Here is a 24,301-nt window from a genome sequence, read left to right as displayed (position 1 = left end):
ATATCTATGTACCACCCGACGTCCTGACCAGCGCCCTACCTTCGCCCTTGTCCGGCACTGCACACCGCAGGCCGCCAACGTCAGACAAGGATTTGGTCATGCCCGAAAGCACCGCCCCCAGCGCTGTCGATGTACTCACACAATTGGTCAGCGGCCCTTCGCTCACCGAAGTCGCCTCAGGGGCCCTGCGCCCCGCTCTCGCCGGGATGGATCCGCCGGTGACTATCGACCCGGCGCTGGCGCTGATTGCCACCCCGACCTGGCTGGTCGATGACGACGGGATCGAGGTCGGGCCTTACCAGATCGAATCGCTGACCGATGCGCTGGTTCGCCTGAGCCTGTCGGGCACAGCGGTCACCTTCATCGGCGGCGAACACTTTCTGACCCAGGAATCGGGTATCCAGTTGCCCGTGAAGATCGAGGCCATCGGCGCCCTGCTCAACGAACTCGCCCCGCTGTTGTTCAAGGCCTATGAGGAGCAACAGATCGAGTACTGGAACGATATCGTCAGCCCCTCCGTACCGCGCTGGCATCAGCTCTCGCAGTCGTTGCAGCAGCTGTGGAACGTCAGCGACGACAACGGCTGGGACGCCGATCAGCGTGCCATGGCGCGTGCCGTGTTCAATCAACCGGACAAACGCCTGCGCGCCCCCACTGACCCCTATCAGACCCGCGCCTGCCTGATTGATCTGGACCTGGATGAAGCATCCACCCGCCGCCACCTCAACATTCTCGACACGGTCGTGCTGGTCGGAACCGTCGGCCCGCGCACCCTGATCATCAGCCATTCGCTACCCCGAGGTTTCCAGCGTTTCGACAGCTTCGCCGAGCTGCAACAATCACTGCACTGGCCCGTGGCAGGCGGCGTTGGCGACATCCATGTGAAGTGGCGACTGTTCGAACCCCAGGGCAATTTTTTTGCTCACCAGGCCTGCGCGCTGATTGCGCTGGAAGCCCAGGCGATTGGTGACATCGACTTCTTCCAGCGTACCGGGCGCGGGATATCGCGCTCCCGTCGCGATGACGACAGCGTCGCCCCCCATCCTTCGCCCGCCATCGTCCGCGTCGAGCAATCGTTGCCGGCATGGCTGGCCAGCGCTGCGCCCGCCGATCAGGCTCGCTACAGCCGGCATCTGCTGGATCTGGTCGCCGTGCAGCAACAGAACGCCGGGAAGACCTTCCAGACCGAGGTGCCGGGCATTCAGGCATTCACCCTGGAAAAGTTGAACGACGCCATCCATCTGGCACCGGACAAGAAGTTCGCATTGCAGGATGTGGAACTCACCGACACCAGTGTCGTGGTCTGGGGCACGTTTGTGGCACCGGAGCATGAACAGACCCTGACCCTGTCCCTGGTTGAACTGGCGTTGCAGAATCTGTCGGGCTTGCCGCTGGGAAATTTCAGCGTGCGTTATCGCGATGGCGTCACCGCAGTTCCGTCCTGGATGACCCCGGTGTATCTGACAACCCTGGTGAGCAAGGTGAACATCGGCAAGGCCTACCCCCAGTTTCTGCAAAACCGGCTGATCACCGACGCGACCCAGGCTGCCCGCCTGCGCCAGCTCTATAGCCGTCAGTTGCCGATCGAACTGCCGCTGCTGGCGTTGCAACACAAGATCCGCGGCGAAGCCGGTGTGGATGAGCTGGGTTATCGCTATGTGGCCGCCGCGCTGGCCGCTGAGCCGGCGGACCGCCAGGTCGACGGCCAGGACATCGTGATTCGCCCGCTCGCCTTCGTCATGGGCGGCAACAGCGACGAAGTGCTCAACATGTTCGTGATCGGTCCGCGCGCGACGGACTCCGGCCCGTGCCTGCTGTATCGCCCGCTGCTCGAAGCACCGCTGTTGCAGTACCCGTCAACCGCCAACCTGCTGTACGCCATCAAGCATTCGCGAACGTTGCGCCAGTCGGTGCTGGCCTGGTTGCCGGACCGCGTGCGCTTCAACTATTCACAGTATGTGTTCCCCGGGGCGTTGCCCTCGGTATGGACGATCCCGCAGCTGTTGATCGACCCGACGGCGGCGCCCGACCCGGATGCCAATGTGACCCTGGGCACCCGCGTGCTTGAAGGCGACCTGCTGGCGACCCTGTTTCAGCGCAACGCCGAAGCACTGGTGACCCAGGCCGATCGCAGCAGCACCTCGAATGCCGAGGCGCGTTGGGCCAGCCTCAAGCAGGGCGGCTGGGCGCTGTTCAATGCGGCGCTGCCATTTCTGGGACGCGGCGTCGGCACTGCTGCATGGGTGTGGCAAATCCTCGATGACCTGCAAAGCCTCGCCGACACCGAGGACCAACAGCAGACGCTGGACTGGACAGCGCTGACCGACCTGCTGCTGTCGCTGGGCATGGTCCTGGCCCATCGCGCCGCCACCCGCAAACCGGTACCGCACAAGGCTGTGGAACGCCCCCATGAACAGACTCGCCCGATCAGCAGCCCCACCACCCGCCCGCTGATCCGCGTCTCCCGCCTGCCGGACATCGGCGGTGCGCAACTGCCGGACGACCATCAACTGTCATTGCACATTCTCGGGGCCTTGCACCCTGCACCCGCGGACCTCGGCACCTTCCTCGACAGCCTGAAAGTCAGCCGGCCCGAAACCCTGTCCGCTCCCGCCAGCGATGGCGCGCATCGCCATCTGCGCAGTGCCGGACAAAAATGGTACGCCGAGGTCGGCAGCCGCTGGTTCGAGGTCGCACTCAACGACAACGATGACGTGCAGATCATCGACAGCCGTCAGCAACCGCCCCGCAGCGGCCCACTGCTGATCGGCAATGCCCGCGGTGAATGGTTCATCGACCTGCGCCTGCGCCTGCGCGCCGGCGGCCTGAAGAGCCGGCGCAAGCAGTTGCAGGAGGCGAACGCGGAAAATTTACGCCAGAAAAAACAGGCCATCCGCGACTTCGAAGCAAGCCTGGAAGCCCAGCGCAGCCAACTTGTCACGGTGCGCCGCGCCATGCTCGAGTCCACGCCGCAGACAGCCGAAGCCGCGCGCCAGCAGTTTCTCGATACCCTCGAGAGCCAGATGCAGGCCTACAGCGTGCACATCGACGGCCTCAAAGAGCTGAACATTCTTGAAGCGGTGCCCAACTACCGTACCGCGATGGTCGACCGCATCTCCCTGCAACTGTTTCTGATGCAGTCATGGATCGAAGAAACCTACCCGGCCTTTCGCCAGAGCATGGAAGTCACCCTTGGATTGCTCGATGAAACCGCTGACAACGCGGCCAGCGATCGCAGTGATCCCTTCGAGAGAATGGCCGAACTGACCAAAGGCATCATCGATAAAATCGAGTTCGCCCACGAGCGCTTCGCCGAACTGAGCCTGCTGGGCAAAGAGGGGGTGGATACCATCCGGCAGTACAAGCCACGGCTGCCGCAATTTTCCCTCGACGACCTGAAGCTGCTGCAGATCACGCTGGGGCAAGAGCTGTGCCTGACGGCCGAGCCGGGTGAGTTTCGCGCACAAGCCCGTGTCGATCTGGAAAGCCTGATCGAAGATGCCTCGCTGAATATTCAGAGCGCGCTGGACCTGAGCGCTGAAGAGAGCCTGGAACAGCTCGGCGAACGTATCGACGCGATGAACAATCTGGTGGAACAGTTCGACGTCATCGAACAGCGCTTCACCGATCTCGTCACCGAGTATCCGCAGGAGCTGATGACCGAACGGCTGGAGGACATCAAAAAACGCGTGGGCGGATTCCAGCAGGACGCCGTGCAGCAGCTGTCCAACCTGCTGCGCGAACAACGCCTGGTGGAACCGGTGGCCGGCCCCTCGAAATCGCCGACACCCCCGGCGCGCAAAATCATCAAAACCCGTTACAAGGGCACGCTGGTCGGCCAGCCCCGGCGCAGTGCCGACGGCAAGGACAGCGATCTGGTCGACGTGCGCGCGCCGCTGACCGGCCGCGTGATCGCCACGTTCCACGAGAAGACCCCGGGCAACTGGGTCGAACGGGTACCGGCCAGGCCAGGTACGTCGCCTCGCCCAAGCCCCGATCTGGCGAAAAGCCTGCAGGACGGACAAGCCCTGATCGACGGCTTGCCGGTGTTTCGCCGGCGTACCCAGGCGCACATTGATCGGGCGCAACGCAATCCGACGGAGATCGAGGAAACCTACTATCTGCACGCCACGCGATTGCACGAGGCCATGGAAAAAGTCGATCAGGCCCTGGTCGCCGGCAACCACACCGAGAGCCGCACGGTCTCCGCTTCGGCGCTGCGCCAGCAACTCGATACCGAGGCCAAGGCACTGTATGCCACGGGGCGCAGCGCCCGAATCAGCCTGACCAAACAACAACCGCCCACGGCCGCGCGCGTCGAGTGGCTGCTCGGCAAGGGCGAAGTGAGCATCGGCAAAACCACCGAGCGCCGGCGCCTCAAAGGGCCGCGCAAGGATTACCTGCTGGAATACTCGATTCTCGACCGACCGAGCGGCCGAGTCCTGTGGTACGCGCACTTTCACTACGCTGCCCCGACAGACCCGCTGACCGCCTTCACCGCCGCGCACCTGAAAACCGTTGAGCAACGGCTCCTGGGCGGCGCTTACGTCGAACGCGACAACCGCAGCAACCAGGAGCTGATCGCGATTCACCGCAGCAGCATCAGCCATACGCAAGCCGCTGCGGTGTTCTTCGCCTGACCGGCATCCAGGCCCGCGCACACCGCGCGCGGGTCTGGATGCACCCTATACATATCTACCACCCGGGCCGGTGGAGGCCTCGCTACTGTCGGTTGCATGCGGCAGGTGCCGCGCCATCCACCCTCCTACCGGTGCAGATTCCATGAGTGACACAACCCGAACCAACGTTGTCCCCCAACTGCAGAACAAAAGTCGCCTGATCGAGCAGACCAGCGGCGGACCGATCCTCCACGACGCCGCCGCACACCTGTTGCGCATCAGCCTGAAGCAGCATATTCCGCAACTGCCGATCGACCCGGACAAAGCCATGCTGATCACCCCGCTCTGGCAGGCGCAGGGAGAACGTCTGGTGAGCCACAGCAGCCACTTCGAATCGCTGACCCATGCGCTGGCGCGGCAGGCGTTCACCCAGGACAGCGCCAATTACATCGAAGGCGAGCATTTCCTCACCCTGTCCCCGAACGACGCCGAGCCGGTGCACCTGCCGGTCGGCATGGACGCGATCACCACAATCCTCAACGAAACGGCCCCGGCACTGTTCCTCGGTTTTGCCAAAAGCCAGTTGCACTACTGGAATGAAACCGTTGACCGCCAGCCGCGCTGGCAACAGCTGTCCGACAACCTGAGAAATGCCCTGAACGTACGCACCGCCAACGGCTGGACGGTCGATGAGTGCAGCCTCGCCCGGCACGTCGCACAACAGCCGGAGAAGACGCTGCGCGCGACGGCCAGTGGCGGTTTGACCAACATACGCGCGCGTCTGGTTGACCTCGATCTGGTCTTCGACCTCGCGGAGAGCAGCCGCACCCGGCACCTGATGCTCGCCGGTGCGCTGGTGCTGACCGCAACAGCCGGCGATCGAGAGCTGATCGCGCTGTACACCATCGAAGATGGCTACGAATCGTTCAGTTCACTGGCGCAACTGGCCGCCACGTTGCCTGAACGCCTCGACATGGATTTGAGCGGCCGGGGTCTGAAGTGGCGGTTGTATGAACCCGACGGCAATATTTTCGATGCCATGGTTCAGGCGCTGGTGGGTTGCCAGCTCGACGCGATCGAGTCTCTGGATCCCGCCAGCCGTTCGCCGCTGGCCCGGTTCGGTGCGCGCCAGCCCTATGGCGAGGTCATCGAGTCGCAGGACAACGCACGCTTCGAACAACTGGAGCAGGCCATCCCCGAATGGCTCAAGAACGCATCGCTTGAAGATATCCAGCGCTACAGCAGTGACCTGAGCGCCTTGGGCAACTTGCGGGGCGGCCCCGACAGCGACGCGTTCGATGTCCGGGAAGTCCCGCTGATCCTCGACTATGCCGAGCAGAAGATGCGCGCCGCCATCCTCGCCGAGCAGCCTCCTGAACAGGCTTCACTGCTGCGCCTGGATGACCTGCGGATCACCCTCACTGACAGCTTCGAGGCCGGCGGATTCGTTCTGCCCGATCCGCACAGCATCCGCGAGTTGAGCCTCGGCGAATTTGCCCTGCGCAACACGCCTGCCTACCTCACGACTATCGACTACGCCGACGGCACGTCCGCGCCAGCCTGGCTGACCGTCAAACTGCTGCAACGCATCGCCGGTGAGGTGAACATCGGTGAACACTACCCGCAGTTGATCAAGCGCACCCTGATTGATGACCCGGTTCAAGCCCGGCGCCACAAGACCCGCTACTGCCGCCAGTTGCCATGGCTGCTGTCGATCCTGGCGCTGGAGTGCAAACTCAAGCATCAGGGCGATGTCGACGAGCAGGGTTATCGTCTGGTTCGCCAGTTGCTCGATTCGATCACCGCGCAGACGCCCGTCGCGCAGTGGCCGGTGCAGATCCGTCCGCTGGCGTTCGTCCCGCGCTTTCGTCTGGGGCACACGTCCGACACCGTGGCGAACATGTACATCATCGGCCCACGGGACGGCAGCAGCGGTCCGTGTCTGCTGTATCGACCGCTGCTCGAGCAACCGCTGCGCCAGTTCCCCTCCGCGCAGAACCTGCTGTACGCGTTTTACCAGCCCGGCGAACTGCAGGACTCGATACTCGCCTGGCTGCCGACCCGGGCACTGAGCTTCGAGTACGCTCAGTACGTGTTTTCCAGCGGCCTGCCCTCGCCATGGACCGTGACCGAACTGGCCTTCGAGCCGTTCATTCACCTCGACCTGACCGCCGCCGTCGACTTGGCCAACACTCCCCTGAGCGGCGATATTTTCGCCACGCTGTTTGCCAGTAACAGTCAGGCGATGGCCGACCTTGCCGATCGCCAGTCGACCTCCAACGCCGAGCGCCGCTGGGCCCTGCTGGTGGACAGCGGCTGGGCGCTGTTCGGCGTTGCCGCCAACTTCCTCAGCGGCCCGGCGGGCGCGGCGGTCTGGGTCTGGCAAACCATCAGCCAGATCCAGCAGGCGCTGGATGCCCATGAACAAGGCGCAACCTCGGTTGAATGGTCGTCGATCGGCGACGTGCTGCTGACACTGAGCATTCTGCTGGTGCAGAAGGTGGCGATTCGGCGCATCCAGCCCTCCGGCCCGCGCAGCGAAAATACTGCGGGATACCGCCTGCGCTCCGACCGATTGCCGGCGATGGCGATGCCCCACGAGGCACCACCCCGCGTCGTTCACGACCCCGTGGAACTGACGTCCGTCGATCCCGCGCCACAGCCGTCGTTGCTGGTATCCACCCCGCTCACGCGCAACACGCAGCCCTCGTTCCTGCTGACGATCGAGCGCTTGAAAGTGCCGAGGCCGGCCCTTGCCGCCAACGCTCAGGCCAACGCCCGTCATCTCTACGAGTTCGCCGGAAAGCTGTACGCCCAGGTCGGCGAACGCTGGTTCCAGGTCCGCGCCGAGGCGGACGAGCCGGTGCAGATCCTCGACCCGGAGCATCCGGCGCGCCCCGGCCTGTGCATCCGGCTCGACCCCAAGACCCTGCGCTGGCACTGGGATTTGCGCCTGCGCCTGCGTGGTGGTGGCCCCACGCGGCGTATCGACGCCTTTGTCCGGGAACGGGAGGCGCGCAAGGACGAAGCCTGGGCGGCACTGCGTCGTTTCTTCGCACAGGAGGCCCCCCGCAAGGCCGGTCTGGACGAGGCCCTGTTGCCTCTGGACACCGGCGACCAGAACACGCCGTTGTCTGAAGAGGCGATCAGCACCTACATCGCCAAGGCCGACGATTTGTCCACAGGCTACCGTCAGGCCCTGGCAGAGCTGGAAAAGTGGCGCGAGGCGGGCGGCACCGGAGGTGTTTATCAAGCTGAATTAATGCGCATGACCGTCGAACAGCACCGCTTCCTCAGCGGCTGGATGCGCATGAAATTGCGCGAATACGCGCACATTGTCGCGCCGCAAATCAGCCCGCTGGAGCCGGCACAGACCCGTTCGCGGTCAGTGCAGATGCAAGCCGCGAGCAAAGCCATCGCCGTCAGCGACGAAATGGTCGAGCGTCTCGAGCATCTGTACAGCTCGCTGAACACCTTGCAAAAGCACACCTCAGCCACGCGCAAGGTGGCCGCTGATCTCAAGCGGCTGATGCCTTCGTTCAGCCGCCGCGACCTGCACGCCAATGAGATCGGCATGTCCATCGAGCTGTCGATGCTGGAGGCGCCGGACAGCGTGCTGGAGCCGTTACGGGAACTGATCGGACCGATTTTCGAGAGCGCGGCGGACGCCGGCCATCAACTGGTCGAGCGGCGTCACCAGCTCACGCCGAACGTCGAGAAATTGAGCAGCGTGGTCGACCGGCTCGCCGATGCAGAGCGCCGCCTTGAGGATGTATTTGCAAGCTCGTCCGCACAGCTGGAGCCGGTTCGCTTCCAGCGCATTCAGTATCTGGTCAGCGATTTTCACCAGATCGCGCGCGAGCACTTGCTCAAGCTCCTGCCGGAACCGCAAGAGTTGCCGGCGACCGTCACCGCCAGAGCCGAACCCACGCCCTCCACTTCCCGCGCCACCGGCAAGGTCAACAAGTCCCGGCCGCGGGTCATCGAAACCCCCAGGCCCGCGTCCAGCGCAACCTCCACGGCGCATGCACAGCAAGAACTGCCGCTGATCAGGACCATTCACAAACAACCGGCTACGACCCCAAACCTCAGCGATGAGCAAATGGTCGGCAGTGCCATGCAGATGCTCCAGGAACTTGAGCCGCTGATCCGGCGCTGGCGCACCGATGCCCAGCGCCCGTCGCGCATTCCCGCCGACATGCAGGATCTCTTCGACCAGCAGGCCACCCGCCTCGATCAGCGGGCGGCAGATATCGACGCGATACTCGCCCGGCGGCGCGCCGAACTGCCGGTGGGCAGTCTCCCTACAGAACTGCGCGAGGCGGCGGCGCGCCTGCGTCGCGAAGGTATCAGCGTCTACGGCAGCATGCTCACCGGGCGCAGACCCCGGGAGAGTTATCTGCAATGGCTGCATCAACACGGTCTGGTACAGATCGTCAAAAACGACCACGGGCGGATCCGTACCAAAAAGCGCAAGGACTACTTTCAGGAGTATCAGATTCTCGACCAGCGTCGCCAGAACAAACCCTTGTGGGTCGCCCATTTCCACTACAACTCGCTGACCGATCCGAGCGACCGCTTCACCGCCGCACACCTGAAAATCGCCGATGGCTATCTGCAGGAACTGCCGGCTAAATCCCGGCTGGAGCTGGAGCGCTTCGATGCCGTGGATAACGCGCTGCGGCGGATCGTCAGCCCGACCATCAGGGACCTGTTTATCCACCCCCGCCAGCAGGACCCGGCCGCTGGCTGAAAAGCGTCGACGCGATCAGTCGCACCAGACCCGGTGCAGCCGTGCCAGAGCCGCTTGAATATCGGCCTCCGGCACGGCGGCGAAACCCAGCACCAGACCCGCGCGCCGATCCATCGGGGTGCGCGAGTCAGGCAACCAGTAGCTGCTCAGGCCGTTGACCTCGACACCGACGCTCTCGGCCTGGGCAATCAGCTCACGCTCACGGGCAATGCTGTCCACGGCGACCGTCAGGTGCAAACCGGCGGCCACGGCGGGCAGCCCGCCAACGCCTTCGATGGACTCCGGCCAGTGCGCCAGCAGGCAGTTGCGCCGACTCAGGGCGGCGCGCCGCATCCGGCGGATATGCCGTTGAAAATGTCCGGCGGCCATGAATTCGGCCATCACCGCCTGGGTGCTGACTTCCGAATGCCGCACGTCCACCGCGCGGCGTCGGGCGAAGGCCTGTACCAGTCCCTGCGGCAACACCAGATAGCCCAGACGCAGCGCCGGAAAGGCGACTTTGCCGAAGGTGCCGACGTAGAGCACCCGGCCCTGACGATCCAGTGCCGCCAACGGTGCCAGCGGTGCGCCGCTGTAACGGTACTCGCCGTCGTAATCGTCCTCGATGATCCAGCCCTGGCTGCGCTCGGCCCAGGCCAGCAGTTCAAGCCGCCGGGCGAGGCTCATGACCACACCGGTCGGGTACTGGTGGGAAGGTGTGACATAGGCCAGCCGGCAGTCGGCAATTTGCCCCAACGCTGTGCAATCAATGCCGTCCTGATCCACAGGCACACCGTGCAACCGGCCCCCGGCTACCGCAAAGGCATGGCCGGCTGCGCGGTAGCCGGGATTCTCGATGCCCACCGCATCGCCCGGCTCCACCAGCAGCTGTGCACAAAGGCTGATGCCCTGCTGCGCGCCACTGGTGATCACTATTTGCTCAGCGGTGCATTGCATGCCGCGCGAACTGCGCAAATACGCGGCGATCAATCCGCGCAGACGCTGATCCCCGGCCGGATCGCCGTAACACAGTTGCTGCAGATCGGGTTTGCGCCAGAAAGCCGCGTTGAGCTTGGCCCAGACCTCGAACGGGAACAGATCGAAGGCCGGCACACCGACCCGAAAAGCCTTCGGCGGGCCACTTGGCGGTAACGATAAATGGTTGTTTTCCAGGCGCTGCGCAGCACCGCTGTGGATAACTTTACTGGATGGAATCACAGGTAAATCCAGCCAATTTGTGGATAAGGCTGTGGGTAAGCCTGTTGAAAACCCTGTGGATACTTTTGTGGATAGTTTTTTCGTGGGCAATACGCTTTGCGGCAATTGGGCGACATACGTGCCGTCCCCGACCCGGCCTTCGATGAAGCCTTCGGCGTACAACTGATCGTAGGCGCGCACCACGCTGTTGCGGGAAATCGCCAACGCCGTCGCCAGATCACGGCTGGCCGGCAGCCGCGTGCCACTGGCCAGACGCCCGTCCAGCACGCGCAGACGCAGCGCCTGATAGAGCTGGCGGCTCAAACCCTGACGGCGGTCGAGCTCGATACCGGCCGGATTGAACGGCATGGACAGCGTGGGCGATTCGTGCATGACAATGGACCTATGAAATTGGTCATCAATGGCTCTTACAACAGACCAATAGCCTGCCTAGGATGCAGGCATTCGCCAAGGAAAATCTCTCCATGTACACGCCCCGCGCCTTTGCCATCGACGAACTGTCGCAACTGCACGAACTGATCCTCGCCAGCCGTCTCGCGATTCTGGTGAGCCACGGTGAAAACGGCCTGCAAGCCAGCCACGTGCCGGTACTGCTGCACCGCGAACAAGGCCCGAACGGCACGCTGTACGGGCACCTGGCCAAAGCCAATCCGCAGTGGAAGGACCTGCGCGACGGCGCTGAAGCGATGCTGATATTTGCCGGCCCTGACGCCTATGTCAGCCCGGGGTTTTACCCGAGCAAGGCCGAGCACGGCAAAGTCGTGCCGACCTGGAACTACGTCGCGGTGCACGCCTACGGTCACGCCGAAACGTTCAGCGACGGCGGGCGCCTGCTCGACATCGTCAGCACGCTGACTGATCGCCATGAAGCCGGCCGCGCGCAACCGTGGAAGGTTGACGATGCGCCGGCCGACTATATCGACGGCATGCTCAAGGCCATCGTCGGTTTCGCCATTCCCATCGATCGCCTCGAAGGCAAACGCAAGCTCAGCCAGAACCGCAGCGCCGAAGACATTGCCGGCGTGCGTGAAGGCCTGGCTGCCAGCCCCGACATCAATGACCAGACCCTCGCCCACTTGATGCGTTAAGGAAATCAGCATGAGTCAGATCGACATCCGCCCGGTGACTGCCGGCGACCACGCCGCTTGGCTGCCTCTGTGGCAAGCCTACCTGCGCTTCTACAACAGCGAATTGCCGGACGCCGTCAGCCACAGCACCTGGCAGCGTTTCCGCGACCCGAGCGAGCCGACCCACGCCGCCCTCGCCTGGGCCGACGGCAAAGCGGTGGGCATGGTGCATTTCATCTATCACCGTTCGAACTGGAGCATCGAAAACTCCTGCTACCTGCAGGACCTGCTGGTGGCGCCAGAGACCCGTGGCAACGGCGTCGGTCGCTTGCTGATCGAACACGTTTACGCCACCGCCAAGGCCGACGGTTGCTGCAAGGTGCATTGGCTGACTCACGAAACCAATGCCACCGCGATCCAGCTCTACGAGCGCATCGCCGAACGCCCGGGATTCATCCAGTTTCGCAAAGCCATTTAAGGAGCCGCGTACATGACCACTGCACTTGCCGACTGGAAAGGCGTCCCCGCCCCCACCGCCACCTTGCTCGAAGGCCGGTTCATCCGCCTGGAACGCCTCGACCCGGTGCGCCACGGCGACGAGTTGTTCAACGCCCTCGAAGGCCCCGGCGCCGACCCGAAGCTCTGGGATTATTTGCCCTATGGGCCGTTCCCGCAGCGCAGCGTTTTCAATGACTGGCTGAACAATCATGCGGCCAGCAGCGACCCGTATTTCTTCAGCGTCATCGACCGCGTCACAGGTCAGGTGCAGGGCATCCTCAGCCTGATGTCGATCGTCCCGGCGCAGGGTCGCATCGAGATCGGCCACGTCACCTTCGGCGCGCCGATGCAACGTTCGCCGAAGAGCACCGAAGCGGTTTACCTGTTGGCCAAATACGCCTTCGAACAGGGCTACCGGCGCCTGGAATGGAAGTGCAACAACGGCAACGCCCGCTCCAAATACGCCGCCGAACGCCTGGGTTTCAGCTTCGAAGGCGTGTTCCGCCAGCACATGGTGGTCAAGGGACAGAACCGCGATACCGCGTGGTATTCGATTGTGGATTCGGAGTGGCCGGCGATTGCGGCAGGTTTCGAGCAGTGGTTGAGCGATGCCAACCAGACGCCGACCGGGCAGGTGAAAGGTTTGGTCGAGTGCCGTAGTTAAATCGTCAAAGCAAAAGATCGCAGCCTGCGGCAGCTCCTACAGGGTGAACGTCAATCCCATGTAGGAGCTGCCGCAGGCTGCGATCTTTTGATCTGTTGTTTACCCCAGTTTCTGCGCCAGCACCGCGATGTGTTCCGGGCCAATCCCGCAGCAGCCGCCCAAATGGCTGGCACCGCGCTGCTGCCAATCCTGCGCCCAGTGCAGATACCCCGGCGGATCCAGATCGTCGCGCAACGGGTCGAGGCCGTCGTTGGCGGTCGCCTCTTTGGGTTGCGGTGGGAACGCATTGGCATACGCGCCGATGTGAATCTGCACGCCCAGGCGTTCGAAGGTATCGCGCGCCGCATCAATCGCCGCGCCGATCACTTCCGGCTGGCTGCAGTTGAACAGCAGCGTCTCGACGCCCAACTCGGCCGCCACGGCTGCCGCTTCTGCCACTGATTCACCGGAACGCAGGCGCGGCACCTCGTCGGTGTCTTCATCCTTCAAAGTAAACGACAGCCAGAACGGTTTGCCGTCCTGCGGCAGACCGGCGCGGATGGAGCGCGCCTCGATGATCGAGCTCTGGGTCTCCGCCAGCCACAGGTCCACATGCGGCGCCAGGCCGGTCACCAGTGGCGCCAGCAACTCGTTCACCCGCGCTGCTTCGAACAGGTCCGGACGATAGGAGCCGAACAGCGGCGGCAACGAACCGGCCACCCGCACCGCTTTGCCCGACGCCTGCACCGCACGCTGCGCCAGCTCTCCGGCCAACGCCGCGAGTGCCTGCCCTTCAGCAGCAAACCGCGCCTCGCCGATGTGAAACGGCACAACCGCATAGCTGTTGCTGGTGATCACATCGGCCCCGCTGGCGATGTAGGCGGCGTGTACCGCTTCGACCGCTTGCGGCGCTTCGATCAGGGCCAGCGCCGACCACTCGGGCTGCCGAAACGGCGCCCCGGCGCGCTGCAACTCACGGCCCATGCCGCCATCGAGAATTACCGTGCTTGCTGTGCCCATATGCTTTTCGCTCATATGCTTATGAAAATTACTCACTACCAGAGTAGTTCTTATAACTATTTAATACGCACCATCCGGTTAATAACAACCCCTTTTTTTCAGGTGTCGACTGTGAAATTTCAACCGCTACTGGCCCTGGGCCTGACGATTCTGGCCGCGTCCACTCAAGCCTTCGGCGGCGCCACACTCGATCGCGTCGAACAGAAAAAAGAACTGGTCGGCGTGCTGATGGAAAGCTACCCACCCTTCTCGTTTCTCAATGAGCAAAACCAGCTCGACGGCTTCGACGTGGACGTCGCCAAAGCCGTCGCGGACAAGCTGGGGGTCAAGCTGCGCCTCGAAACGCCGTCCTGGGACGTCATTGCGGCCGGCCGCTGGAGCGGGCGCTATGACATCTGCATCTGCTCCATGACCCCGAGCAAGGCCCGCGCCGAAGTGTTCGATTTCCCGGTCGAGTACTACGCCTCGCCTGCCGTGATCGTGGTCAACGCCAAGGACGATCGCATCCACGGCGCCAAGGACCTGAGCGGCAAGAAAGTCGGCCTGACCAGCGCCAGCAGCTACGAAAGTTATCTGAACAAGAATCTGGTCATCGAAGGCGCCGAAGACACGCACCTGGAATACCCGTTCGAAGATGTGCAGATCGCTCCGTACGATACCGACAACGTTGCCTTCCAGGACCTGGGCCTGGGCGCCGGTGTGCGCCTGGACGCCATCCTCACCAACCTGGTGACCGCGCAGCCGCGCCTGAATCAGGACCAGCGCTTCAAACTGGCCGGCGCGCCGCTGTACTCGGAGCCGAACTCGGTGGCCATCGAAAAGGGTGACGCCCAGTGGGACGCCAAAGTGCGCGAGGTGTTTGCGCAACTCAAGCAGGACGGCACGCTGAGCAAGCTGTCGCAGAAATGGATCGGCGCCGACATCAGCCAATGACTGCCTTCCCGACACCTCCACAGCCGCCACAACCGGTGGCTGAATCGCGCCTGCGACGGCTGTTCGGTTTCCGCACGCGCCTGTACCTGACATGGGCGGCGATGTTCAGCCTGTTCGCCGGGTTTTTCCTGAGCTTCGATTTGAAGCTCTCGATCATCCTCGACAAGCTGCCGAATCTGCTCGGCGTGCACCTGGCGCCCAACGGCTTTCTGCAGGGTGCGGCACTGACCCTGTTTCTCTGCGCGTGCGCCATCGTCGCCTCGTCCTTGCTGGGCTTCGTCACGGCCCTCGCGCGCCTGTCGAAAAGCGCCGTGGCGTTCGGTATCGCCAGTTTCTACACCTCGTTCTTTCGCGGCACGCCGCTGCTGATCCAGATCCTGCTGATCTACCTCGGCCTGCCGCAACTGGGTGTCGTACCCGGCGCGGTGGTGGCAGGGATCATTGCCCTGTCACTCAACTATGGCGCCTACCTCAGCGAGATTTTCCGCGCCGGCATCCTCGGCGTGCCCTACGGCCAACGCGAAGCTTCGCTGGCGCTGGGCATGCGCGAGAGCGTGATCTTCTGGCGCATCACCCTGCCCCAGGCGATGCGCACGATCATCCCGCCGACCACCAACCAGTTCATCTCGATGCTCAAGGACTCGTCACTGATCTCGGTGATGGGCGTCTGGGAAGTGATGTTTCTGGCGCAGTCCTACGGCCGCTCGAGCTACCGCTACATCGAGATGCTGACCACGGCGGCGATCATTTACTGGCTGATGTCGATCGGCCTGGAGCTGATCCAGGCGCGCATGGAGCGGCATTACGGCAAGGCTTATGTGCGGCGTAGCTAGGGCAATCAGCACCTTGCGGCAGCGTCGGGTTTAATTGGTCTCTCGTCGTATCCGCACCACACCCATTTTCAGTCCAAACGGACGGAACACCGCATTCAACGATTTCAATGTCTGATTGCCCTCGCCATGCTCGATATGCACCAGCGTGCGAACCGATATTTTGCACATCCTGGCAAACTGGGTTTGATGCAAACCAGTCACTTCCAGGCGTAGACGGCGAACCGCTTCACCGATCTCCAGTGTCCCTTGGGCCAGTGCCTCTTGAATGTTTTCGATGAGCACCGTGCGCTCGGCTACCGTCATGCTCATTTCAGATCCCACTCTTTCAAGCGTTGCTCCAGATTTTTCAGATGGATTCCCGGGTGGTTCATCGTTCTGTCGGGCAAACCACTCGCCGTCAATAGGTCGGGGAGCGCCGCCAGACGCTGGGCATCTTCACGCAAGCGCTCGAAAGGATCTGATGCGTCAGTCAAGCCCAGCTGCATTTAAATGCATTTAAGCAGGGATTTTATTGCTCAAAGATGCAATATATTGCACCTCGGCTAAGATGGCCCGGTGCAATATGCAACAAAATGCAGATGCGACTGTGTTTAAGATCATATGAACCAAGTAATGCTGGTCACCTTCCGACATCATTTTGTAAAAACCCATCGCTATACAGAACGGCCCGCTTATAACAAAAGGCCGTCCGTCCATGCCCTTCCCGCCTCAGCGCTTGTCCCTTGCTGCCGTTCTGCTGATCACCGCCGGCACCGCCCACGGCAAGACCGTGCAGATCGACACTGCCACTACTGCCGCGCAAACCCTTGGCGGCAGTGACACGCTGACGATCTCGGCACCGGGCAGCATCACCAACAGCGGCAAGGCGGTGAGCCTGAAGGACGGCACCAGTGGCGCCGGTGTGGTGATCGATAACGCCGGGAAAATCGTTTCCAGCGGTGGCCGGGCCATCGACAGCAGTGGTGACCTGACCCATGCGCGTAATTACCAGATCTTCAACCGCAGCGGCGGGCAGATTCTCGGCGCCAATGACGCCTTGCGTATCGACAGCAACTTCGTCAGCGGCAGTCTGTTGATCGACAACAGCGGCGTGATTCGCTCGACCACCGGCCAGGGCCTGGACCTCGATGCGCTGCGCAGCGACGGAGTCAAAACCACCCTCATCAACCGCGCTGGCGGACTGATTCGTGGCGATGCCAGCGACGGCATGAAGACCGGCGCCAACGCGACGATTACCAACTACGGCGAGATCTCCACCGGCGACTCGCACAACGCCGATGAGAAATTCGACGGCATCGACATCGACTCGGCCAGCGGTGTCAGCGTGACCAACTACGGGGTGATTTCCGGCGGCCGCCATGGCATCACCACCGACCTCGGTGCGACGCTGGTCAACTATGGGCAGATCACCGGCCGCAATGGTTCCGGATTCGGTTCCGACGGCGATGGCACGGTGATCAACCACGGCACCATCACCGGTGCTTACTCAGGCTTGCAGGCGAACGGTGACGGTGATGGCGTGGACATCGACAAGATCGCCCACATCGAAAACTACGGCACCATTCAGGGCGTCGGTGCGGGAGGCGTGGACAAGGGCGGATTCGCCAACGGCAGCGAGGGCATCGCCCTCGGCGGCGGCTACATTCTCAACGCGAACAACGCACTGATCAGCGGCGCCAACAGCGCGATTCTGGTGGACGACGGCAGCGGTGGTTCGGGGCTGGCAGCCACCACTCTGGAGAACTACGGCACCATTCAAGGCCTCGACGGCTTCGGCGTGAAGTTCGTCGGCGAATTCGCCGACAACGTGATCAACGGCGGCATCATCAGCGGCAGCAACGGCCTGGCACTCGACCTCGGTGGCGGCGACGACAGCCTGACCCTGCGCAACGGCAGTCGCTTCGTCGGCGTGGTTGATGGCGGCAGCGGGTACGACCGGGTGGTGATGGACGATGCGGCGGGCGGCAGCTTCGGCGCCAGCCGCAATTTCGAATGGCTGGAGGTCAGGCAAGGTGCGTGGACACTCACCGGCAGCGGCGATTTCAGCGATGGCGGCGCGGTGCGCAATGGCGCGACCCTGATCAACCAGGGCGGCATTGCCGGCAGCCTGACCGTAGACGCCGGCGGTGTGTATGCCGGTGGCGGCTCGGTGGGCAATCTCAACGTCAACGGCACGCTGCGTACCGACACCGGCCTCGGTCGCGCAACCATCGTCCATGACTTGAATATGGGCAGCGGCTCGACCCTCGTCTACGGCGTCAACGCCGATGGCAGCAGCGCCCCGGTTCAGGTCGGCGGCACCGCCAGCCTCAATGGTGCGACCCTGGCGGTGAACCCCGGCAGCGGCACTTATCCGTGGCAGAGCCACTACACCGTGCTGCAAGCCGCCAACGTCAACGGCACCTTCGGCAACGTCACCAGCCACTACGCGTTCCTCACGCCGACGCTGGCCTATACACCGACACAAGTCGACCTGACCTACACCCGCAATGACGTGGCCTTCAATCAGTTCGCGGCGACCGGCAACGGCAGCAACGCGGCCAACAGCCTGGCCACGATGGGCAAGAACAACGCGCTGTACAACGCCTTGCTCAACACCACCCAAAGCACGGCCGGCGCGGCGATCGAGCAACTGGCCGGCACCAGCAACGCCAACCTGACCAGCGCCACGCTCGGCGCCAGCAGTCAGGTGGGCAACAGCATGCTGTCGGCAATGCAGCAAATGGGCGGCAGCCCGGGGTTGATGGTTGGCCTTGATCAACGCGACACCCCGGTGCTGGCGGCCAACGGCGTACCGTCGGAAGCGCGCAATCTGAATGACCCGAACGCGCGCGGACGCCTGTGGCTGCAAGCCATCGGCGGCTACGGCAAGCTCGACGGCGAGCACGGCAACAGCGGCCTGGAGCAACGCACCAAGGGCAGCGTACTGGGTGCCGACTGGGCACTGAATCCGCAGTGGCGCCTCGGCGTACTCGGCGGTTATTCGAAGACTGATCTGGACGCGACCGGCGTCGATGGCAACGTCGAGAGCTGGCACGCCGGCGTCTACGCACTGCGTCAGAGCGGCCCGTACTCCCTGCGCCTCGGCGCCGCCTACAGTGGCCATCAGGGCGAAAGCCAACGCACGGTGGCGTTCAATGGTTTCAGTGATCGGCCCAAAAGCGATTACGACGCCGACAGCCAGCAAGCCTTCGCCGAACTCGGCTACGCCATGGGCAGCGGCCGCCTCAGCGCCGAGCCGTTCGCCAGCCTCGGCTACCAGCGCTACCACCGCGACCGTTACCAGGAAAAGGGTGGCGCCGCCGCACTGGACGTCGACAGCCAGACCCAGGACAACTTCAGCAGCACCTTCGGCCTGCGCCTGGCGCACCTGAACAGCCTCGACAACGGCATGAGCCTGACCCCGCGCATGGCCGCTGGCTGGAAGCACACCTACGGCGATGTCAGCAGCTCGACGCGTCAGGCATTCGTGGTCGGCGGCAGCGCATTCAACGTCGATGGCAGTTCGCTGGATCGCGACAGTCTGGTGCTCGAAGCCGGACTGGATCTGGGGATTTCCGCCCGGCACACACTGGGCGTCGGCTACAGCGGCGAGATCGGCAACAACAGCCGCAACCATGGGTTGATCGGGCAGTGGCAGATGAGTTTCTGAGATTTCGCCAATCGATACTTCAGCAGGTGTTGTAGGCAAAGGCGTCTGGACAGTCGGGTAAACGAGGCAGATTCGAAACTTGCCAGTGACCCGGCTACACAACCAGCCCGCAAAACCTGCACTCTGCTCGGAATCGCCCGGCATCGGCGCACCGGCATCGACTTTTAGAGTTTGGTCTCATTCTTCGAGAGACCAACTGCATGCCCATTCACACCTACAAGCTTCAACATCTGGTCCTGGCCGTTGCATTGGCTGTCGGGTGCGTAGAGTTTTCACTGGCCGAGCAAACGGAACCTCAGGTCAACGCCGAGGTGAAGCCCAAGAAGCCGCGCAAGAGGACGGAAAAGCCCGTTACGCCGAAGCCGATGGACGCTGGGGAAACGGCAGAAAAGAGCGATCCGCTTCCAGAAAAAGCCGCCGACCGAGCGCAGACGCCTGTGGCGCCAGGCCATCCGCCGGGTGAGGCTCCGCCGAAGAAAATCGTCCCGACAGAAAACGGCAGTGCGATCAAAAAAAGCATTCAAAAACCAGCCTCCTCGCCCGATCCGGTTCAGGCGAAAAAGCCAGAGACTCTGCCAGCCCCGGCACCTGAGCCCGCCCGGCAAATAGCTGCCCCGGACAATGCGGCGGTCGAGGCCCTGCAGACGGCCGACCAGACCGCCACCGTCATCGCCCTCGACCAACTCGCCGCCGGCAGCAACGCCAATCTCGCCAAAGCCACACTGAGCAGCGTCAATCCGGTCAGCGCCAGCATGCTCTCGGCGATGCATCAACTGGACAACCGTAATGCTGCGCAGGGATCGGGGAATGCGCCGCGTCTGGCGGCTGGCAGCGAAGGCAACGGGCGGGTCTGGCTGCAAGCGCTGGGGTACGGCGGCAAGGTCGATCGTGACGCCGACAGTGTCCTGAAGCATTCCACCCAAGGTCTGGTACTGGGTGCCGACTGGCGGCTTGACGAGCAATGGCATGTCGGCCTGATGGGCGCAAAAGCGCAGACCCACTTCGACGCCCGACACTTCGACGGCGATCTCGACAGTTGGCACCTCGGTGCCTACGCGCTGCGGCAGGAAGGCCCGTTCGCCCTGCGCCTGGGGGCCTCGTACGGCCATCATGACGGCAACGGCAAACGTCGCGTCGACTTCAATGGTTTCAGTGATCGGCTGAAGAGCAGCTATGACGCCAGTACCCAGCAGATCTTTGCCGAAGTCAGCTACAACCTCGGTCGCGGCAACGTCAGCATCGAACCGTTCGCCAGCGTGGGTTATCAACGCTACCAGCGTGACGGCTACACCGAGAAAGGTGGCGATGCGGCACTCAAGGTTCACGGGCAAACGCGGGCGAATCCGAGCAGCACCCTCGGCCTGCGCATGGCGAACACCAGCCACCTGTCCAATGGCATGCAGCTGACGCCGCGCCTGAGCGCGAGCGTAAAACACACCTACGGTGAGCTCGACAACGAAACGCGCCAGCAACTGGTCAGGGGTGGCAAAAGCTTTGAAGTCACCGGAGCCGAGATGGATCGCAACAGCTTTACGCTGGACGCCGGTCTGGATCTGACTCTGTCCGCCCGCAACACCTTGGGCATTGGCCTCACTGGCGAGGCCGGCAACGACAGCCGCAGTTACGGCGTGACAGGCCAGTGGCGAATGGCGTTCTGACACAACGCTAGTGTAGGAGCTGCCGCAGGCTGCGATCTTTTGACTCTGCTCTTGAAGATCAAAAAATCGCAGCCTGCGGCAGCTCCTACAGCGAACAGCATATTGCAGGCAAAAAAAAGGGGAGCACATGCCCCCCCGAGGTTTAAAGCGTTTGATCGCGGCAGTTATCTCAGCCTTCGATCTCGATCAGGATTTCGCCAGGATTCACTCGGTCACCCTTGGCAACGTGAATGGCCGTGACCTTGCCGGCAATCGCCGCCTGGACTTCGGTTTCCATCTTCATCGCTTCGGTGATCAGCACCGCCTGGCCAGCCTTGACGGTATCGCCCTCCTTGACCAGCACATCGACGATGTTGCCCGGCATGGTGGTGCTGACGTGGCCCGGCGCAGACGCCTGTTTACGCTTGCTGCTGCCACCGCTGACGAACTCGTTGAGCGGTTCGAACACCACTTCTTCCGGCATGCCGTCGATGGACAGGTAGAAGTGACGCTTGCCTTCGGCCTTCACGCCAACCCCGGTGATGTCGACGCGGTAGGTTTCGCCGTGGACGTCGATGACGAACTCGGTCGGTACGCCTTCGCCACCCGCAGAGGCGACCTTGCCGGCTTCAGGAATCGGCAACAGCACTTCCGGGGTCAGAGTGCCGGCGGCACGCTCTTCGAGGAACTTGCGCCCGATGTCCGGGAACATGGCGAAAGTCAGCACGTCTTCTTCGGACTTGGCCAGTGCGCCGATGTCAGCACGCAGCTTGGTCATTTCCGGCTTGAGCAGATCGGCCGGACGTACGTCGATCACCTCTTCGCTGCCGATGGCCTGACGACGCAACTTCTCGTTGACCACGCCCGGCGCCTTGCCGTAGCCGCCTTGCAGGTACAGCTTCACTTCGTTGGTGATGGTCTTGTAGCGCTCGCCGGCCAGCACGTTGAAGAACGCCTGGGTGCCGACGATCTGCGAAGTCGGGGTCACCAGTGGCGGGAAACCAAGGTCTTCACGCACCCGCGGGATTTCCGCCAGGACTTCGCCCATGCGGTTCAGCGCGCCCTGCTCTTTCAACTGGTTGGCGAGGTTGGAGATCATCCCGCCCGGCACCTGGTTGACTTGCACGCGGGTATCGACGGCGGTGAACTCGCTTTCGAACTGGTGGTACTTCTTGCGCACGGCGTAGAAGTACAGACCGATCTCCTGCAGCAGTTCCAGGTTCAGACCGGTGTCGTATTCGGTGCCTTTAAGCGCTGCGACCATCGACTCGGTGCCCGGATGGCTGGTGCCCGAGGCGAAGCTGGAGATCGCGGTGTCGATGTGGTCAGCGCCGTTTTCAATGGCTTTCAATTGACACATCGCCGCCAGACCCGCCGTGTCATGCGAGTGGATGAATACCGGCAGCGACTGCTCGGCTTTCAACGCACGGACCAGTTCACCGGTGGCGTATGGGGTCAGCAGACCGGCCATGTCCTTGATCGCCACCGAGTCGCAGCCCATGGCTTCCATCTGCTTGGCTTGCGCCACAAACGCGTCGATGGTGTGCACCGGGCTGGTGGTGTAGGCGATGGTGCCCTGGGCGTGTTTGCCCGCAGCCTTCACCGCTTCGATGGCTACACGCAGGTTACGCACGTCGTTCATCGCGTCGAAGATGCGGAACACATCGATGCCGTTGACCGCGGCCTTGGCAACAAAGGCTTTGACCACGTCATCGCTGTAGTGGCGGTAGCCCAGCAGGTTCTGCCCGCGCAGGAGCATTTGCAGACGAGTGTTAGGCAGCGCGGCGCGCAGTTGGCGCAGGCGTTCCCACGGATCTTCTTTGAGGAAACGTACGCAGGCATCGAACGTCGCGCCGCCCCAGCATTCCAGCGACCAGTAGCCGACCTTATCGAGCTTGTCGCAGATCGGCAGCATGTCTTCAGTGCGCATGCGGGTGGCGAGCAGCGATTGGTGGGCGTCACGCAGGATGGTGTCGGTTACGAAAATTTTCTTGGTCATTGTTGTATTCCTCACAGGCCTGCGTGGGCGGCGATGGCGGCGGCGATGGCCAGGGCCAGCTCTTCGGGTTTGCGCTTGATCGAGTAGTTGGTCAGTTCCGGGTGGCTTTCAACGAAGCTGGTATTGAACTGGCCGCTACGGAATTCCGGATTGCGCAGGATTTCCTGGTAGTACGCGGCGGTGGTTTTCACGCCTTGCAGACGCATGTCGTCGAGGGCGCGCAGGCCCCGGTCCATCGCCTCTTCCCAGGTCAACGCCCAGACCACCAGTTTCAGGCACATCGAGTCGTAGAACGGCGGAATGGTGTAGCCGGTGTAGATCGCTGTGTCGGTGCGCACGCCCGGGCCACCGGGGGCGTAGTAGCGGGTGATCTTGCCGAAGCTCGGCAGGAAGTTGTTTTTCGGGTCTTCGGCGTTGATGCGGAACTGCAACGCGAAACCACGGTGCTGGATGTCTTCCTGCTTCACCGATAGCGGCAGGCCGGAGGCGATGCGGATCTGCTCACGAACAATGTCGATCCCGGTGATTTCTTCGGTGATGGTGTGCTCCACCTGCACCCGGGTGTTCATCTCCATGAAGTACACCTCGCCCTCGGCGAGCAGGAACTCCACGGTGCCGGCGTTCTCGTAACCCACAGCCTTGGCCGCACGCACCGACAGGTCGCCGATGTAGGCGCGCTGTTCCGGGGTCAGTTGCGGGCTCGGGGCGATCTCGATCAGCTTCTGGTTGCGGCGCTGAATCGAGCAGTCACGCTCGAACAGGTGCACCACGTTGCCGAAGCTGTCGCCGAGGATCTGCGCTTCGATGTGCTTGGGATTGACGATGCATTTTTCCAGGAACACTTCCGCCGAACCGAACGCCTTGGTCGCTTCGGAAATCACCCGAGGGAAGTTCTGTTCGAGTTCTTCGCGGCTGTTGCAGCGACGAATGCCGCGCCCGCCACCACCGGAGGTGGCCTTGAGCATCACCGGATAACCGATGCGGTCACCCTCGGTCAGGGCTTCTTCGATACCCGACACGTTGCCTTCAGTGCCCGGGGTGACCGGCACACCGGCCTTGATCATGCTGCGGCGGGCTTCGGTCTTGTCGCCCATGCGGCGAATGACTTCTGCCGACGGGCCGATGAATTTGATTCCGCGTTCGGCGCAGATGTCTGCCAACTCGGCATTTTCCGAGAGAAAGCCGTAACCGGGGTGCAAGGCATCGCAACCGGTTTCCACCGCCAGATTCACCAGCTTGCGCGGGTTGAGGTAACCGGCCAGTGGCTCGGCACCGATGCTGTGGGCTTCGTCCGCACGCTTCACATGCAAGGCATGGCGGTCGGCGTCGGAAAAAATCGCTACCGAGCGAATGCCCATCTCGGCGCAAGCTCGCACGATTCGTACGGCAATCTCACCACGATTGGCGATCAGGATCTTTTTTATCACTTGGAAATTCCCTTGAGCCGGTG

Annotated in this window: 14 protein-coding genes and 1 pseudogene; 9 read left to right on the top strand and 6 right to left on the bottom strand. The window is 62.8% G+C overall.

Features of this window, described 5'->3' with window-relative positions:
• Positions 1-98: 98 nt before the first annotated feature.
• Both LCH64_RS16365 and LCH64_RS16360 read left to right on the top strand, forming a co-directional pair.
• The gene (locus LCH64_RS16365) at positions 99-4,640 is read left to right on the top strand and encodes a DUF6543 domain-containing protein (RefSeq protein ID WP_226500749.1); all 4,542 of its coding nucleotides are present in this window, start codon (positions 99-101) and stop codon (positions 4,638-4,640) included.
• A 142-nt stretch (positions 4,641-4,782) separates the two neighbouring features.
• A complete protein-coding gene (locus LCH64_RS16360) occupies positions 4,783-9,372 on the top strand; it encodes a DUF6543 domain-containing protein (RefSeq protein ID WP_226500748.1) in 4,590 nt (1,529 codons plus the stop codon).
• A gap of 15 nt (positions 9,373-9,387) precedes the next feature.
• On the opposite strand, the gene LCH64_RS16355 is transcribed toward LCH64_RS16360, so the two are convergent.
• Positions 9,388-10,941, bottom strand: coding sequence for a PLP-dependent aminotransferase family protein (locus tag LCH64_RS16355; protein ID WP_226500747.1), 1,554 nt, complete (start codon positions 10,939-10,941; stop codon positions 9,388-9,390).
• Positions 10,942-11,033: 92 nt separating this feature from the next.
• On the opposite strand from LCH64_RS16355, the gene LCH64_RS16350 reads away from it, so the two are divergent.
• From LCH64_RS16350 to LCH64_RS16340, 3 genes are read left to right on the top strand one after another with little or no spacing between them, the layout of a single operon-like run.
• Complete coding sequence (locus LCH64_RS16350) at positions 11,034-11,657, top strand: FMN-binding negative transcriptional regulator (protein WP_103521545.1); 624 nt, start codon at positions 11,034-11,036, stop codon at positions 11,655-11,657.
• 10 nt (positions 11,658-11,667) lie between these two features.
• Positions 11,668-12,114, top strand: coding sequence for a GNAT family N-acetyltransferase (locus LCH64_RS16345; RefSeq protein ID WP_226500746.1), 447 nt, complete (start codon positions 11,668-11,670; stop codon positions 12,112-12,114).
• Between the two features lie 12 nt (positions 12,115-12,126).
• A complete protein-coding gene (locus tag LCH64_RS16340; protein ID WP_226500745.1) occupies positions 12,127-12,798 on the top strand; it encodes a GNAT family protein in 672 nt (223 codons plus the stop codon).
• Positions 12,799-12,897: 99 nt separating this feature from the next.
• On the opposite strand, the gene LCH64_RS16335 is transcribed toward LCH64_RS16340, so the two are convergent.
• Positions 12,898-13,797, bottom strand: coding sequence for a homocysteine S-methyltransferase family protein (locus LCH64_RS16335; RefSeq protein WP_226500744.1), 900 nt, complete (start codon positions 13,795-13,797; stop codon positions 12,898-12,900).
• Positions 13,798-13,908: 111 nt separating this feature from the next.
• On the opposite strand from LCH64_RS16335, the gene LCH64_RS16330 reads away from it, so the two are divergent.
• Entirely contained in the window at positions 13,909-14,730 is an 822-nt protein-coding gene (locus tag LCH64_RS16330; protein ID WP_201136208.1) for an ABC transporter substrate-binding protein, read from the top strand.
• The gene (locus LCH64_RS16325; protein WP_226500743.1) at positions 14,727-15,563 is read left to right on the top strand and encodes an amino acid ABC transporter permease; all 837 of its coding nucleotides are present in this window, start codon (positions 14,727-14,729) and stop codon (positions 15,561-15,563) included. Before LCH64_RS16330 ends, LCH64_RS16325 begins: the two co-directional genes overlap by 4 nt.
• A 30-nt stretch (positions 15,564-15,593) precedes the next feature.
• Here the strand turns inward: LCH64_RS16325 and LCH64_RS16320 are convergent, their stop codons facing one another.
• Positions 15,594-15,872 carry a helix-turn-helix transcriptional regulator gene (locus tag LCH64_RS16320; protein WP_226500742.1) on the bottom strand — a complete coding sequence of 93 codons (279 nt, stop codon included), beginning with the start codon at positions 15,870-15,872 and terminating at the stop codon, positions 15,594-15,596.
• A pseudogene (locus tag LCH64_RS16315) lies at positions 15,869-16,015 on the bottom strand (type II toxin-antitoxin system HipA family toxin); the annotation flags it as partial. The pseudogene LCH64_RS16315 and the gene LCH64_RS16320, both read right to left, overlap by 4 nt.
• A gap of 242 nt (positions 16,016-16,257) precedes the next feature.
• Between LCH64_RS16315 and LCH64_RS16310 the strand changes: the two are divergent.
• Both LCH64_RS16310 and LCH64_RS16305 read left to right on the top strand, forming a co-directional pair.
• Positions 16,258-19,215 (top strand): autotransporter domain-containing protein, encoded by a 2,958-nt coding sequence (locus tag LCH64_RS16310; RefSeq protein WP_226500741.1) that lies wholly within the window; start codon positions 16,258-16,260, stop codon positions 19,213-19,215.
• Between the two features lie 200 nt (positions 19,216-19,415).
• Positions 19,416-20,873, top strand: a complete 1,458-nt coding sequence (locus tag LCH64_RS16305) for an autotransporter domain-containing protein (protein WP_226500740.1) — start codon at positions 19,416-19,418, stop codon at positions 20,871-20,873.
• Positions 20,874-21,042: 169 nt separating this feature from the next.
• On the opposite strand, the gene oadA is transcribed toward LCH64_RS16305, so the two are convergent.
• Both oadA and LCH64_RS16295 read right to left on the bottom strand, forming a co-directional pair.
• On the bottom strand, positions 21,043-22,851 hold the full coding sequence (gene oadA / locus LCH64_RS16300) for a sodium-extruding oxaloacetate decarboxylase subunit alpha (RefSeq protein WP_103484036.1): 1,809 nt from the start codon (positions 22,849-22,851) through the stop codon (positions 21,043-21,045).
• 11 nt (positions 22,852-22,862) lie between these two features.
• Complete coding sequence (locus LCH64_RS16295; protein WP_027610345.1) at positions 22,863-24,278, bottom strand: acetyl-CoA carboxylase biotin carboxylase subunit; 1,416 nt, start codon at positions 24,276-24,278, stop codon at positions 22,863-22,865.
• Positions 24,279-24,301 lie beyond the last annotated feature (23 nt).

Source organism: Pseudomonas sp. MWU16-30322 (assembly GCF_020515535.1).
In the GTDB taxonomy this organism is placed as follows: Bacteria; Pseudomonadota; Gammaproteobacteria; order Pseudomonadales; family Pseudomonadaceae; genus Aquipseudomonas; species Aquipseudomonas fluorescens_H.
This window is presented reverse-complemented; position numbering and strand designations above follow the sequence as displayed.